11 protein-coding genes are annotated in these 15,529 nt (G+C 68.3%); 3 read left to right on the forward strand and 8 right to left on the reverse strand.

All coding sequences use genetic code 11. The features are described from left to right. Positions 1 to 207 precede the first annotated feature (207 nt). Complete coding sequence (locus ACIBQZ_RS29990; protein ID WP_396092168.1) at positions 208 to 621, forward strand: DUF3626 domain-containing protein; 414 nt, start codon at positions 208 to 210, stop codon at positions 619 to 621. 1,293 nt (positions 622 to 1,914) lie between these two features. On the opposite strand, the gene ACIBQZ_RS29995 is transcribed toward ACIBQZ_RS29990, so the two are convergent. The 8 genes from ACIBQZ_RS29995 to rpmH form a co-directional block, all read right to left on the reverse strand. Further along, on the reverse strand, positions 1,915 to 2,985 hold the full coding sequence (locus tag ACIBQZ_RS29995; protein ID WP_396092169.1) for a ParB/RepB/Spo0J family partition protein: 1,071 nt from the start codon (positions 2,983 to 2,985) through the stop codon (positions 1,915 to 1,917). Beyond that, positions 2,982 to 4,238 (reverse strand): ParA family protein, encoded by a 1,257-nt coding sequence (locus ACIBQZ_RS30000; RefSeq protein ID WP_396092170.1) that lies wholly within the window; start codon positions 4,236 to 4,238, stop codon positions 2,982 to 2,984. Before ACIBQZ_RS30000 ends, ACIBQZ_RS29995 begins: the two co-directional genes overlap by 4 nt. 1,710 nt (positions 4,239 to 5,948) lie before the next feature. Next, a complete protein-coding gene (gene rsmG / locus ACIBQZ_RS30005) occupies positions 5,949 to 6,854 on the reverse strand; it encodes a 16S rRNA (guanine(527)-N(7))-methyltransferase RsmG (RefSeq protein ID WP_396092171.1) in 906 nt (301 codons plus the stop codon). A gap of 1 nt (position 6,855) precedes the next feature. Continuing rightward, positions 6,856 to 7,431: a protein jag gene (locus tag ACIBQZ_RS30010; protein ID WP_396092172.1), complete on the reverse strand. Its 576-nt coding sequence runs from the start codon at positions 7,429 to 7,431 to the stop codon at positions 6,856 to 6,858. Between the two features lie 160 nt (positions 7,432 to 7,591). Then, positions 7,592 to 8,635 (reverse strand): membrane protein insertase YidC, encoded by a 1,044-nt coding sequence (yidC, locus tag ACIBQZ_RS30015; RefSeq protein WP_396092173.1) that lies wholly within the window; start codon positions 8,633 to 8,635, stop codon positions 7,592 to 7,594. 1 nt (position 8,636) lies between these two features. Further along, positions 8,637 to 8,906 (reverse strand): membrane protein insertion efficiency factor YidD, encoded by a 270-nt coding sequence (gene yidD, locus ACIBQZ_RS30020; RefSeq protein ID WP_125812324.1) that lies wholly within the window; start codon positions 8,904 to 8,906, stop codon positions 8,637 to 8,639. Then, positions 8,903 to 9,259 carry a ribonuclease P protein component gene (rnpA, locus tag ACIBQZ_RS30025; RefSeq protein WP_396092174.1) on the reverse strand — a complete coding sequence of 119 codons (357 nt, stop codon included), beginning with the start codon at positions 9,257 to 9,259 and terminating at the stop codon, positions 8,903 to 8,905. Before rnpA ends, yidD begins: the two co-directional genes overlap by 4 nt. Before the next feature lie 34 nt (positions 9,260 to 9,293). Next, positions 9,294 to 9,431 (reverse strand): 50S ribosomal protein L34, encoded by a 138-nt coding sequence (gene rpmH, locus ACIBQZ_RS30030; RefSeq protein ID WP_125812322.1) that lies wholly within the window; start codon positions 9,429 to 9,431, stop codon positions 9,294 to 9,296. Positions 9,432 to 10,041: 610 nt separating this feature from the next. On the opposite strand from rpmH, the gene dnaA reads away from it, so the two are divergent. Both dnaA and dnaN read left to right on the forward strand, forming a co-directional pair. Then, on the forward strand, positions 10,042 to 11,988 hold the full coding sequence (gene dnaA, locus ACIBQZ_RS30035) for a chromosomal replication initiator protein DnaA (RefSeq protein ID WP_396092175.1): 1,947 nt from the start codon (positions 10,042 to 10,044) through the stop codon (positions 11,986 to 11,988). 2,381 nt (positions 11,989 to 14,369) lie between these two features. Further along, positions 14,370 to 15,503, forward strand: a complete 1,134-nt coding sequence (gene dnaN / locus ACIBQZ_RS30040) for a DNA polymerase III subunit beta (RefSeq protein WP_396092176.1) — start codon at positions 14,370 to 14,372, stop codon at positions 15,501 to 15,503. Positions 15,504 to 15,529: the final 26 nt, after the last annotated feature.

Below are 15,529 nucleotides of genomic sequence, written 5' to 3' on the forward strand. Positions count from 1 at the left end.
CTCGTACGAATCAAGGAGACACGACGTCAGCGGGCGACCAACACGATTTTCAGCCCGGAACGGGCCACCTCGCCAGAGGCGACAGGGACTAGCCCTGACTCACACGCCAGGTATCCACAACACCTGGCGTGCAGACTCACCACGGCTAGGCGTCCGAACTAGCACCTGAGGATCGGAGGGCCGCAGCGCTGATCCAGACCGTTTCACGTGAAACGGAAGCGACGGCGTTCCGACGGGCAGCAGGTGTCCGGAGGCCACGAAGGCCATCAGACGCGGCCCGCTATCAAGACCCAACGAGCGGGAGCACCAGAACGGCGAGCCCCCTGGCTGACCGAACCGAGTCCGTCGGGTGGAGCAGTAGAGCTGGACGACTACGTCGAGGCGCAGCTGCACGGCGGGCTCGACCTGGCCGCCGACGTCGAGGCCGTGGTCGCCGACCCCTGCTTCGCCGGTACGCCCACCGCCGCGCAGCTGGCGGCGATCGCCCCGCTGCGGTACCACCCCGGTTTTGTGCTGGCCGCCGACGCGTTCCCCGCCGAGCTGCGCGGGCTTCCGCAAAGGCAAGATCGCAGCCGCCCCGGGGGTCGAGTGCAGGCGTCGTCTGAGTCCTCCAGCTGCTAGAGATCGACCCAGACGCAGAGATCCCCGGTTTCACGTGAAACCGGACTGATGGGAGGCACAGATGACAGGCCACATCATGGTCATCACGAACACTTCAGAGCTCAGACTCGCTGGCTACCTTCAGCACTCGGTCAGCACCACGCCATCTAGGGCACCACCAAGCACCACCGATCACGGCCCCTCAGTTGGGCCACCAATGGAAGCTGGCAGCAGCCTCAAAGCAGAAAAGGCAGTGGGGGAGAGCCAAGGCGAGCTCAAGCCGGGGTCCACGGCGAGTCCGGCTCCGTGGTGCGTTGAACCCTTCGAGGAATGCGCCCCTCGATAACAGGAGGGTCCGCTGCCTACCGATCCGCCACGACGAAGACGCCGTGATGAGCTGCTGGTGCCCACGATCCAACGCTCGGGGTAGGAGGCGGTCCAGACCAGCAGCTAACCCCTTCCTGCATGACGAGTGCGGCACCGGATACATGGTGGCCCCTACGAGGCGAGGTGTGCGCCGATGACCATCGGCGCGTCCGACAGCGACAGCGGTGGAGCTGGTATCCACACCCAGCCGACATGGATCATCAAGGCCGATCGAGCCTCAGGGGAGGTGGAGCGAGGTGGGGCTGTGCTGCCGCCAGTCGGCCGGAGCTCCCATCGTGCAGGGGAACTGTGCCTAGGCCGCTGCGGCAAAGCCGAGCCACCGCGCGCCTCAATCAGCGTCCTTCGTAGGAGACAGTCGGCGGCAACCGGACCCGTCCCGATGACCGAACACGAGCCGGCTGGGCCTCGCACCCCCACTGCCACACTCAGCCTCTGCAACCATTCGCCAAGATCAGAACCGTCCTGTGAACCCACCTACCGTCTGACCGTGACTGCCCAGGCGCTCATGCCAGGCAAGAGGACACACGCGCAGGACTAGCGGAAGCCATCATCAAGACTGCGCCCGCCACCATGACGAGCTCAGTTCTCGCCCTTCCGGAAGAGCACACCACACGGTCCAGCACAAAAAACGCGAGAACTGCTCACGCTTCCGGACCTGAAACGCTTCGTAGCGGCAAATCAGGGCGAATGGGATGTCTGAGTTCCCCAACACGGAAGATCCAGAGCTTCCAGAAATCCCAGGAGAATGGCTCTGACAGAACCGCCGACCGTCCAAACAGGACTCAAACTCATGCCTGACTGCCCCTGGGCAGCCAACACAACCCCAAACCCTGGACATGAAGAAGGCACGTGATCCGCCAGAATCACGTGCCTCGCACTCCTATCTCGCCGCCAGGTTCCGGCCTCAGCGGCGAACGGTGTCGACAATCAGCCTTCTCCCGGCTCGGCGCCTTCCTCTTCCACGCCGATCATCCCGACGATCCGCTCAAGGTCGTCGACCGTCGCGAACTCGATCGTGATCTTGCCTTTGTTTCGGCCGATGTCGACCTTGACTCGGGTGTCGAACCGGTCCGAGAGCCGGTCGGCCAGATCGTTCAGCGCCGGCGCGTGCACCTTCGCCCGCCGCGTCGGCGCCGACTTCTTTGCCGGGCCGTCGGCGATTGCCAACGACACCAGCTCCTCGGTGGCGCGGACCGACAGCCCTTCCGCCACGATCCGAAGTGCCAGCTGCTCCTGGGCTTCGCTGTCCTCCAGCCCGAGCAGCGCCCGAGCATGGCCCGCGGACAGTACGCCCGCCGCGACCCGACGCTGCACCGGCGCCGGCAGGTTCAGCAGCCTTATGGTGTTCGATATCTGCGGCCGGCTTCGACCGATGCGCCGAGCCAGCTCCTCGTGCGTCGCGCCGAACTCCTCGAGCAGCTGCTGGTACGCGGCCGCCTCTTCGAGCGGGTTCAGGTTGGCCCGGTGGATGTTCTCCAGCAGGGCGTCGCGGAGCATCGCGTCATCACGGGTGTCGCGGACGATCGCGGGGATCGTCTCCTTGCCCACCGCCTGTGCGGCACGCCAGCGCCGCTCGCCCATGACCAGTTCGTACCGTCCGCCGCCGAGATCTCGCACGACGATCGGCTGCAGGAAACCGACCTCCTGGATGGAGGTTTTCAACTCCTCCAGCGCTTCCTCGTCGAAGACCTGCCGCGGCTGCTTCGCGTTCGGCTCGATCGAGTCCACCGGGAGTTCCGCAAAGCGGGCACCGGGCACCGGAGCCAAGCCACCGTTGTCCTCGAACTCCGCCACCGGCTCGGGAGCCGGAGCCGGAGCCTGCGGAGGAACCTCCGCAGGCGCAGTGAAATGCGTCGGCTCACTCGCCTCCACAATCACCGCGGGGGAGGACGGCGCAGGCGGCTCCTCCGTCGTGGTCGTGCCGCCGGCGGCCGGCGGCGCGGTGGGGATCAGCGCGCCGAGGCCACGGCCGAGGCCGCCCCGTGGACGGTTCTTCATGCCGTGCCTCCCGTGTTGACCCCGCGCATCGCGATCTCCAGAGCGGCCTCGAAGTAGCTCGTGGCGCCCCGCGAACCCGGATCGTAGGTCATCACAGACTGGCCGTAGCTCGGAGCCTCCGACACGCGCACGTTGCGCGGAATCACGGCCTCGAGCACCTTGGAGCCGAAGTGGTTCCGCACGTCCTGCTCGACCGCGTCCGCCAGGCGGGTGCGGCGGTCGTACATGGTGAGCAGGATCGTGGAGACGTCCAGCGTCGGGTTGAGGTGCTGACGCACCAGGTTGATGTTGTTGATGAGCTGGTTCAGGCCCTCCAGCGCGTAGTACTCGCACTGGATCGGGATCAGCACCTCCTGCGCCGCGCAGAGCGCGTTGACCGTCAGGAGGCCGAGCGACGGCGGGCAGTCGATGAAGACGTAGTCGAACTTCTCCGGGTGCGCAGCAATCGCGCGCTGCAGCCGTGATTCGCGCGCCACCACCGAGACGAGCTCGATCTCGGCGCCGGCCAGGTCGATCGTGGCCGGCACGCAGTACAGGTTGGGAATGCCCTCGACCGGCTGCGCCACATCCGAGAGCGGGACGTTGTCGATCAGGCAGTCGTAGACGTCGGGCACGCCGGCGTGGTGGGGGACGTTCAGACCCGTGGAGGCGTTGCCCTGAGGGTCCAGGTCGACCACCAGCACGCGGTTCCCGTGCAGGGCCAGCGCCACCGCAAGGTTCACCGTCGTCGTGGTCTTGCCGACGCCGCCTTTCTGGTTTGCGACGCACATCACCCGGGGATGGTCAGGGCGCGGCATGTGGATCTCGCCGCTCGGGTTGAGGATCTGCACAGCACGCAACGCTTCCATGGCGAGGGGCGGATCGTCCTCATCCCGGTCCGGCGTTTCACGTGAAACATGCTCGTCTGCCGACGCGCCGTCGGCGGTCGGCTGCGCGCTTGCTGCAGCGGGCGCTACAGAGACAGGAGCCGACGACGGTACGGTCGCAGAACCGGAAACCGGCGCCGACGACGGCCCCGACCGTGGTGCCGGGGCGGACCGCCGTGGCTCGGGTGTGCTGACATCGGGTTCCGTCACCGGGGTGCCATAGACCTGACCGCCGTTCGCGACGCGTGGTTGCGGCACGCCTTGCTCCCCACTGTCGAAGCTCACACTCAAGCTCCCGCTTCGATCCGAGCCGACGTGTGGATCGGTTTCACGTGAAACACGGTCCCAGCCTGGGGCGCCGTCGGGGCCCCTGCCATACTCATGCACCGTTTTGTCCCTGCCTGCTTGGATTGGGTCGGCACCGCGAGCGTGCGGTCCGGCAGGAAGCGGCGGGGCGCCTGGCACTCCCACCGTCCGGTCCACACTATCGACGCGCGGCCAGCCTACGGCCGCCGGGCGAGCGTCGCCACGGTTGTCCGCCTGATGAGTTGATGTCAACAACCCGTCCGACGCCTCGAAGACCATGAATCCGGGCACCAACCGCATCCTCACGCCTTCGCCGCCCGGCTCCTCACTAGTTTGACCTAGTCCTGGCCCACCTGTCACACCGCGAACGCCCTCAACCGAGGGTTTCGAGAGCGACCTCAGATACTCCGTCGCCGGCCCGGTGCAGGGACGCGGCAATGCACCCTCAGCGTCCGTTTCGTCCGCGCAAGAGGTGGGGTCGTGGCAGGGAGTGCTGACGTTGTTCGGGAGGGGAGCGGCTTGGGGCGCGCGACCGGAATCCAGGTCGAGGCCAGCGCGGAGGCCGGGGCCGGCAAGCGCACCGGATCCGGGATCAGAGCTGGAAGCAGGGGTTGGACTGGAAGCAGGAGCAGGGCCAAGGTCGATGTCAATGTCGAGGTCGAGGTCGAAGCGGGGGTCGGGACTCAGGCCGGTACCAGAACCGAAACCCAAACCGGACCCAGGACGAGGGCCAGAGCGAGGTCCGGAGCCGGGACCGGAGCTAGGACCGCGGTCGGAGCCGGAATCGGAATCGGAGCCGGGATCGAGACCATTGCCGACACCGGGGCCGCGACCAGAGCCCGAGCCAGCATCGGGGCCCGAGCCAAGACCGGAGCCAGAGCCAAGACCGGAGCCAGAGCCGGAACCAGGACCAGAGCCGGGACCAGAGCCGGGACCAGAGCCAAGACCGGAGCCCGGGCCGAGACCGGAGCCGGAGCCGGAACCAGGACCAGGACCAGAGCCAGGTACCAGGCTGGGGTTCGGCCTGGGGCCACGGTGGAGATTCAGTCCGGTGCCAGAGCCAGGTTCGGGACCGCAACCGGAGCCAAGGCCGGGACCGGAACCGGGACCGGAACCAAGGTCGGAGCCAAGGTCAAGGCCGGGAACGGAACCAGAACTACCGACGGGGCTGGAGTTCGGCCCTGGAGCACGATAGAAGTTCGGACCTGTGCCAGAGCCAGAATCCGAACCGGAACCGGAACCATGACTCAGGCCGGGACCCGAGCCCGACTCAGGGACCGGGCCGGAGTTCGGCCTAGGACCGCGATAGAGGCCCGGACCGAAATTCGGGCCCGTACCGTGGTTGGAGCCCGGACCATGATTGGGGCCCGGACCATGACCGGGATGCGCACGAACCCCAGGATCGGGCCCAAAGCTGGAACTAGAGCCAGCACTGCGACTACCGCCAGAACCCGGACCATCGTTCTGCCCATGGCGCGAACCATCGCCAAAACCAGGACCATCGCCACGATCAAGCCCAGCGCCAGCGACAGAACCAAAGCCGACGCCACCCCGAGAACCAGAACCGACCCCCGACTCAGCCCCAGAATCGACGCCCGAACCAGAAGCAGCAACCCGCCTCGCCCCACCCGAGGACCCGGACCGAAACTCCGGCAGATCACCCACCCCAGCAGGCCCGCCGGACCGGTCCCCGCCCGCCCCCGAAGATCCGGCATCCACCTCGGAGACGTCAGCACCTCGCTGGGGTCGTGGGATTTTTCCCGCCCGTTTCCGCACGCCCCGCCTGGCCATCTATCCCCTCCGCGATCTCCTTTTCCCGGAGCCGCGTCCGCCGTTGCCGGCGGGGCGGCCCGGGTCGGCCGCCCTTCCGGACGGCCTCGGCCTTGGTGTCACGACGGCCCGTTCCCGCACGATCTCGACGACCGTGGTCGGCGGATCGATCAGTCCTGCTCCGCAGAGCTGGACGACCGGGTCGCCACCTCCGAGCCGGGTGATCGCCTCGTGGTGCTCTGCCACCTCGTCGGCGGCCGACGCTCCCTTGAGCGCCAGCAGCCGGCCGCCGACGGCGGCCAGGGGCAGGCACCAACCGGCGAGCCGGTCCAGGGGCGCGACCGCGCGGGCGGTGACGACGTCGGCGGCGGCGGGGGGCCCACCGGCGAGGTCTTCCGCCCGGCCCCGGACGACCGTGACGGTCGTGTCGAGGCCGAGTACGGCCACCGCTTCGGACAGGAAAGCGGTTCGTCGTGCCAGCGGCTCGACCAGGGTGATGGTGAGATCCGGCCGTGCCACAGCAAGGACGATACCGGGCAAACCGGCACCTGACCCCACGTCTACCACCGAAGCACCTAACGGGATCATCTCGGACATAACGGCGCAGTTGATCAGATGCCGTTCCCAGATCCGGGGGGCCTCGCGCGGGCCGATCAGGCCCCGGACGACGCCCTCGGTGATCAGCAGTTCCGCGTAGTGGGTGGCCACTGGCAGCCGCGCGCCGAAAGCTTGCTCGGCCGCCTCGGCAAAGGCCGGCGGTACGTCAGCGGCCGATCCCGAGGGAGATGCAGCAGCAGGCGAAGACCTCCGGGGAGAACCGGCCGAGGAGGACGACGGAGCAGGGGGAGATGCGGCGGAGGACGACGACGGCCCGGGCACGACAGCGCCCGGGCCGTTGTCACCCGCGCCGGAGCGTGGGTCGGTCATCTCAGTCGGCCGGCCGGACCACGATGCGACGGCTGGGCTCCACGCCCTCCGACTCGCTCTGCACGCCGGAGATCGCGTTGACCACGTCGTGCACGCACTTACGCTCGAACGCCGACATCGGCTCGAGGCGTACCGCGTCGCCGTGCTCTTTGACCTTCTCCACCGCGTTGCGGGCGACCGCCGTCAGTTCCTTGCGCCGGGTTGCGCGGTAGCCGCCGATGTCCAGCAGCAGCCGGCTCGGCGAGCCGGTGGCGCGGAAGATCGCCAGGCGGGTGAGTTCCTGGAGCGCCTCCAGCGTGGCGCCGCGCTGGCCGACGAGCGGCTGCAGCCGGCCGCCCACGACCTCGACCATCGGCCGGCCCGCCGAGACGAGCTCGTCGATGTCGCCGTCGTAGTCGAGGATGTCGAGCAGGCCCTCCACGTAGTCAGCGGCGATCTCGCTCTGCCGGAACAGGTCGGAGTCGGTGGTGACGGTCTCCGACTTCTTGGTCTCCTCGGTACCGGCGGACTCCGCGGCAGGGGCGGAAGCGGTCTCCTCGGTCGACTGCTCTGCGCTGGGAGTGCTGGTGTCGGTCACGGTCTCATCTCCGTACTCACTCGGGCCGGACCTGCTCGGTCCGCTGTTTCCCGCATCGGTGCCGCCTTGGAGCGTTCAGGTCGGCGCCGGCGCGAGGAGGTCTTTGTCGCCGCCCCGGCAGGGCCGCGCGCGACCCGGCTTGGCCCGGGCCGCAGCTGCGTCATCCCTGCGGTTTGTTGGCGGGTCTCGCGCCCTTCTTGGGGTTCACCGGCTTCGCGCCGGGCTTGGGCGCCAGGGCCTTGGTGTCCACGACCGGGCTCGTCGGCTCCGGCTGGGCGGCCGGCTTGCGGCCGAACAGACCACCGGTACGGCCGTTCTGCACCGGGCTCTGCGGGCCCTTCGCGCCGGGCTTGGCACCGGCCTTGGCGCCGGACGAGCCAGCCGAGCTGGAGCCCGCGGCACCCTTGTTCATCACCAGCGGCGGGAACTTGCGGAGCACCCACTGCTGCTGGGCCAGGCTGAAGAGGTTGTTCGTGACCCAGTAGATGACCACGCCGATCGGGAACAGCGCACCGGAGACCAGCAGCGACAGCGGGATGCCGTACAGCATCAGGCGCTGGATCATCTTCTGTTGCGGGTCCTCGGCCCAGCCGGTCTTGAGGATCATCTGGCGGCTGGTGAGGTACGTGGTCGCCATCATGATCAGCACCAGGGTGCCAGCAATGATCTTGACGTGCAGCCCGTTCGCGCCGAGGGAGGCCAGATCGGACGCCGAGGAGCCGAACTGCGACGGCAGGGGCGCGGTGAACAGGGACGCCTCGGTCGCGCTCTTGAACTGCTCGGCGGTCCAGCCGTACAGGGTGGTTGCGGTCTTGTCCGGCGACAGCCGGCGCAGCACGTGGAACAGGCCCAGGAAGACCGGGATCTGCAGGAACATCGGGAGGCAGCCCATCAGCGGGTTGGCCTTCTCGACCTTGTACAGCTCCATCATTTCTTTCTGGAGCGTCTCCCGGTCACCCTTGTGCTTCTCCTGCAGCAGCTTGACCTTGGGCTGCAGGGCCTGCATGGCGCGCTGGGACTTGATCTGCTTGACGAAGACCGGGAACAGGATGACCCGCAGCGTCACGACCAGGAAGACGATCGCGAGAATCCAGGACCAGTTGGTGCCCAGCACCCGGCCCTCGGGGATGCCGATCGCGTCCCACAGCGCGTGCCAGCGGAGGAGGATCCACGAAATGGCGTAGTAGATCCAGTCGAGACTCAATTCATGCTCCAGTCACATCAGCAGGACGGTGACGGATCGGGTCAGGCACCGGATCGAACCCGCCAGGGTGGAAGGGGTGACACCGCAACAGCCGCCAGATCGCCAGGGCGGTCCCTCGGAGAGCGCCGTGCACCGCGAGCGCCTCCTGGGCGTACGCGCTGCACGAGGGGTAGAACCGACAGCGGGCCGGCAGTGCCGGGCTCAGGTAACGACGGTACGCGACGATGCCCCACGTCAGCACCCGGGCAACCGGCCCGCGTGGCGTGCTCATTTCCGCCGCCGAGGGGACCGGGCGGCGGTCAGGGCCGCGTCGAGGTCGGTGCCCAGCGACTCGAAGGACGCTGTGGCCGACGACGGCAGCGCCCGCACCACCAGCAGGGTGCCGTCCGGCAGATCGGTGAGCCGCGGCCGGACCAGGTGCCGCAGCCGCCGGCGGACCTTGTTCCGGGTCACCGCGTTGCCCACGGCCTTGGACACGACAAAGCCGGCGCGGGCCGTGGAGGCTGGCGCCGGCTCATCGATAAGAAGGTGGACGACCACCGTGTTGCGCCCGGCCCTGCGCCCACCGCGAACCGCCGCGGCGAAGTCAGTGCCACGCCTCAGTCGTTGCGCTGCGGACAGCACGACTACCTGGGCATCCGGCCGGACAGGCGTCGGCTCAGGCCGACAGCTTGTCGCGACCCTTGGCGCGGCGGGTGGAGAGGATGGCGCGGCCGGCACGGGTGCGCATGCGCAGCCGGAAACCGTGGGTCTTCGCGCGCCGGCGGTTGTTCGGCTGGTAGGTGCGCTTGCTCACGTCAAACTCCGTTTTCGTAGAACCACCCACGAACCCGCGGGCGCCCAGGGGGCATCAAAGCTGCAAGACGCCACTTTAGCAGAGCGCGGCGGAGCAACCGCCCGACCCTACGCAGCACCCCCGCGGCGGTCAACCATCCCCGGGTCGGCACGCCGACAGAGGCCTTCCCAACCGGATCTTCGTCACGCACGCTGGTCTGTCTGCGCACAGAGTGAATCTTTTCGTGCCAGGACTGACCCGGGGTGGGTACCGGCGGTTGATGCGGGAGCGTCCGCGCTGTTAGCGTGCCCGTTTGCCGGTCTGCACCGCTGACCGCGCCGAGCTGGCCAAAACCGGACGAGGCGGTAAATCGTTCGCCAGGTGAGCCTGTTTTCCCGCGCCATCACAGGCTCCGGGGGAGTCCGCCGACCAACCGGCCGGGTAGCGACCGCCGACGAGTGCACAGGTTGTGGATAACCTGTGGACAGCCGGTGGCGCCGTACGGGTTCAGCACGTTGGATGTGCTGGGTTGGGGGTAGCCGGTCCGTGGCCCGTACGGGTGACGACGGCAAGAGCGGCGGAAGCCGGACAAGGCCACCGGGGGACCGGTGGCGATGGGGGTGGCGCGGCGGTGGCCGATACGGTCGACCTTGGCGGGGTGTGGACCGCTGCGACGGACGAGCTGGCGGACGAGATCGCGTCCGCCCAGCAGCGTGCGTACCTGCGGCTCACCCGGCTGCGCGCCATAGTCGAGGACACCGCGCTGCTGTCCGTGCCCGACACGTACACCCGGGACGTGATCGAGTCCCGGCTGCGGCTGGCGATCACCGAGGCGTTGTCGCGCCGGCTCGGCCGGCCGATCCAGGTCGCCGTCACCGTGCGCCCGCCGGAGGACGGCTCGGGCCACCCGGGCACGGTCTACGGCACGCCGCCACCCGAGCCGCCGAGCCAGGCCCCCGCGCACTACGCCGACCAGCAGCAGCGCTACGCCGACCAGCAGCAGCCGCCGGCCTACCCGGACCGTTATCCCCAGCCGCCGTCCTTCGGCCACCAGGACAACTACGACCACGGCTACGAGAAGTCGTACGAGCAGAACTACGAGTCGGCCGACGGCCCGACCGGTTCCGCGCAGGCGCCGTTCCCGCGCCCCGTCCCGGCGGCACGTGACGGTCAGGACGCCCTGTTCGCGGCGCCTCTGCCGATGCCACCGCGTCAGGTTGAAGGGCCGAAGACCGCCGCCGAGGCACAGCAGGAGCAGAAGAGAGAGGCGCAGACCCGGACGGACGCGGAGCCGCAGCGCCGCGAGGCCCCGCGGCAGATGCCGCACTTCGCGGAGCAACCGAACGAGTCGACCGGCCGCCGGATCGCCACCGACTCGTCCCAGCTGCGCGACAACCAGCGCCGCCCGGACGACCGACCGGCGCCGATGGCCCAGGACCGCCGCGACGACACGCTGCAGATGCGGCAGCACGGCGGCGACAACGGCCCGGGCCGGGCGCCGATGGACATGCGCGGCCAGGACCGCGACCGCCGGCCGGGCGGCAACGACGGCAACCGGCTCAACCCGAAATACATGTTCGAGACGTTCGTCATCGGCTCGTCGAACCGGTTCGCGCACGCGGCGTCGGTCGCGGTCGCCGAATCGCCGGCGAAGGCCTACAACCCGCTGTTCATCTACGGCAGTTCCGGGCTGGGCAAAACCCACCTGCTGCACGCGATCGGCCATTACGCGACGACGCTGGGCCACGCCCGTTCGGTGCGCTACGTCTCCACCGAGGAATTCACCAACGACTTCATCAACTCCCTGCGCGACGACAAGACGCAGGCGTTCCAGCGGCGCTACCGCGACGTCGACATCCTGCTGATCGACGACATCCAGTTCCTGGAGAACCGCGAGCGCACCCAGGAGGAGTTCTTCCACACCTTCAACACGCTGCACAACGCGAACAAGCAGATCGTGATCAGCTCGGACCGTTCCCCGCGCCAGCTGGCCACGCTCGAGGACCGGATGCGCACCCGGTTCGAATGGGGCCTGCTGGCCGACATCCAGCCGCCGGACCTGGAAACCCGCATCGCGATCCTGCAAAAGAAGGCCGCGCAGGAACGCATGTACGCCCCCGACGACGTCCTGGAATTCATCGCCTCCCGCGTCTCGAACTCCATCCGAGAACTCGAGGGCGCCCTCATCCGGGTGACCGCATTCGCGAGCCTGACCAGGTCATCGGTGCAACTCTCCCTGGCCGAAGAAGTCCTGCGCGACTTCATGCCGGACGGCGCCGGCCCGGAAATCACGGCCGACCAGATCATGGTGTCCACGGCGGACTACTTCGGCGTGAGCCTGGAAGACCTCCGCGGCCACTCCCGCTCCCGCGTCCTGGTCAACGCCCGCCAGGTAGCGATGTACCTGTGCCGCGAACTGACCGAACTCTCACTGCCGAGAATCGGCCAGGCCTTCGGCGGCCGCGACCACACCACGGTGATGCACGCGGACCGCAAAATCCGCCAGCACATGGCGGAGCGCAGGTCGCTCTACAACCAGATCGCGGAACTCACCAACCGCATCAAACAAAACACCTGAGACCCAACCCCATCCGGTACGGGGCACCCGGTACCCAACCGCACCACCGGCCGAAGCGATCACAGCAGAAGGCCTCCGACCAGCACCAGCCCGGCGACCCCCGCCGGGCTGACCCGTCGGGAAACCGAACAGATCCACAAGAGCCTCGGGCCGGCCGTCACCGACGGCATCCAGCCTCATTCCCCAGCCGTCGCGGCTCGCGCACCGATCCGGCCTCCAGCCCGGCGCCGCCGACGCGCGCTCGCAGGGTCTCGACCCGGAGGCCGCGTTCCGCCGGGCGGCGCTGGCGCTGGCGGACGAGATCCGCGAAGCCGCGGCCCCCAGCCCCGGCCACCCGTACGTCAGCCGCCGCTGGCCGGGTCCCGGGCGATCTGGTCGCGGCGGATCTCCCACAGCACTCGCCGCACGTCTGACGTCCACCCAGGTCATGCCGCCTCGCAGGCACCGCTCGGAACTCTGTGACGAAGCGCCGACCAAGCACACGCAAGATCCTCCGCCACCGCACTGTTGTCACCGGCAGCCGAGCCGCCCCGCCCTGCCACACACCCCCTGCAGCGGCGTCGCCGTCGTGCAACCGGTCATCAGCGGGTGACGAACAACCCACAACACCCGGCTCGAAAGTTGAATCTTGAAGAGCGCGGGTGCGGAGCTAACCAGCAATCGACAACATCCACCCACCACAGACGACAAACCGCCCACAAAATCCCTTACCGCACCCACCAAGGCCTCGACCGCTGCGATCTTGGAAAGCGAGGGTGCAGGAACCACCAAAACCTCATCACAGCCTTCCCACCATCAATGGCGAAAATCGAGCGCACCTCAACTCACCAGGACCGGCCGCCTCAAGTAGATGATCACGTGGCTGGCGGCCGGCCCGCATGCAGCGACTACTCAACCCGACCACCTGCTCGTTCCGGCGACGCTCGTCGGGAGGGTCCTGCCGGCCGCACCGATCCGTCGGTCACTCACCGCGCAGCTGGCTCCGCCAGCCCGCGCGGACTTCGCCATATCGGTGGCTCGTGTCGTGGCCCACGGTGGAGAGAGACCATTTGCGGATCGTGCCTGGCGACGCAGCTAGCCGTCTCGGTTGCGCTGTGCGACCGGTCGCGCCATCACCGACGCGGGCAGCAACCCAGGCCACGGACGGCCGAAGCCGGCAAAAGCCCACATCTCACCCGACCCGTTCAGGCCGACCCGCTGAAGCCAACCCACCGAGGCCGACCCGCTCAACCCGACCCGGCGAGGCCGAGCTCAACCCGACCCGGCGAGGCCGAGCTCAACCCGACCCGGCGAGGCCGAACTCAACCCGACCCGGCGAGGCCAAGCTCAACCCGACCCGCGAGACCGACCCGCGAGACCGACCCGGCGAGGCCGACCCGCTCAAGCCGACCAATCAGAGTCCGCACGCAGCCCAACCCACCAACCAAAGTCCGCACGTAGCCCAACCCACCGTTCGGCGCCGCTTAACCCAGGCCCGGAGACCTTGGCCTGCGCGACATGCCTGTCGGGCCCGGCAGAGCCGACGCCGCCGTGCCCATCATCGGCGGCAGCCTGGCCGGGACCGGCGCGACACGACGTGACGTGACGCCTGTTGGGCGGGTCGTCCGAGGGCTCGCTCTTCTCTGCAGAGGCCGTCCACCGGTTGTCCACAACTTCCCGGGGAGGCCTCGGGCCGCGGCTTGGAGCATCCGGCCGAAGTCCGTACGGGCCGGGTTGTCCCCACCTCGCTCGTGTCAACGTCGGGACGGCACCGGATCGTGCCAACGTTATCCACAGCAATTCACAGGCGTTCACAGGTAGTTATCCCCAGCGGTGGACAACCCTCGGCGTCGTTCCCCACAGATGTGGATGAGGCCTGGGGAAATCGATGTGGACAGACACGAAGCGTCACCGAGCTACCCACAGCCTGTGGACGCGTGTGGATTACCTGTTGAAGGTTCTGGGGACGACGAGCCGGTAGCGTCCCAGCGTTATCCCCAACCCTGGGCACAAACCCGGTGGATAACCGGTGGACAGACGGTGGACAACGGTGGACAACCTCAGTCGGGTCGGCGACTGTGGACGCAGACCGGGGTTTGTACCCTGGTTTCCCACATGTGAATCACCGGTGGATAACCCTGTGACCTGCGGAAACGGGAGTTCTCCACACTTTGCACAGGACCGATGAAGACGACTATGTCTTCTCCAGGGAAATCCAAAAAGCAATCATCAGCGTTGGGGAAGGTGTGGATGAGCCGCTTGCCGGCCCGAACCACTCCTGACCTAGTTCACGGCACCGGGGTCGGACGCATGCTGCGTCGACCCGCGCCATAGAGTTCAGTAGGCGCCATCAGCACATCCGATGCTGATTCGCCGAAGCAGAGTGACGCGGAGGGCATGGCATGAAGTTCCGGGTGGAGCGAGACGCACTCGCCGACGCCGTGGCATGGACGGCGAAGAGCCTGCCGAGCCGCCCGTCGGTGCCGGTGCTCGCCGGCGTCATGTTGCGGGTGACCGACGGCAGGCTGCACGTCTCCGGCTTCGACTACGAGGTCTCCAGCCAGGTGAGTGTGGAGGTGCAGGCCGACGCCGACGGCGCCGCGCTGGTCTCCGGCCGCCTGCTCGCCGAGATCACCAAGGCGCTGCCGAACAAGCCGGTGGACATCGCCGCTGTCGGTGCGCATCTCGAGCTGGTCTGCGGCAGCGCGCGCTTCACGCTGCCGACGATGCCGGTCGAGGACTATCCGACCCTGCCGGAGATGCCGTCCAGCGCCGGCACGGTCGACGCGCAGACGTTCGCCGCCGCCGTCCAGCAGGTCGCCATCGCGGCCGGCCGGGACGAGACGCTGCCGATGATGACCGGCGTGCGGATCGAGCTGAACGGCACGTCGATGGCGATGCTGGCCACCGACCGCTACCGGCTGGCGATGCGCGAGCTGCAGTGGAACCCCGACGACCCGGACATCAGCCTGAACGCGCTGGTGCCGGCGAAGACGCTGAACGACACCGCCAAGACGATGGGCCCGCTCGGCGGCGACGTCACCCTCGCCCTGGCGCAGGGCAACGCCGGCGAGGGCATGATCGGCTTTGCCGGCGGCACCCGGCGTACGACCAGCCGGCTGCTCGACGGCGCCAACTACCCGCCGGTGCGCTCGCTCTTCCCGGCCGCGCACAACGCCGAGGCCCGGGTGAGCGTCTCCGCGCTCGTCGAGGTGGTCCGCCGGGTCGCGCTGGTCGCCGAGCGCACCACCCCGGTGCTGCTCAGCTTCGGCGAGGACGGCCTGGTGGTCGAGGCCGGCGGCACCGAGGAGGCCCGGGCCAGCGAGGCCATGGAGGCCACCTTCACCGGCGAGCCCCTGACGATCGGCTTCAACCCGCAGTACCTGATCGACGGAATGCAGAACCTCGGCGCCCAGACCGCCGTACTCTCGTTCGTCGACGCCTTCAAGCCGGCTGTGATCTCCCCCGCAGCCGACGACGGCGAAATCGTTCCCGGATACCGCTATCTGATCATGCCTATCCGGGTAACACGCTGATACTGGGCTGAAGAGCCACTCATCTA

The organism is Actinoplanes sp. NPDC049599 (assembly GCF_044465625.1).
In the GTDB taxonomy this organism is placed as follows: domain Bacteria; phylum Actinomycetota; class Actinomycetes; order Mycobacteriales; family Micromonosporaceae; genus Actinoplanes.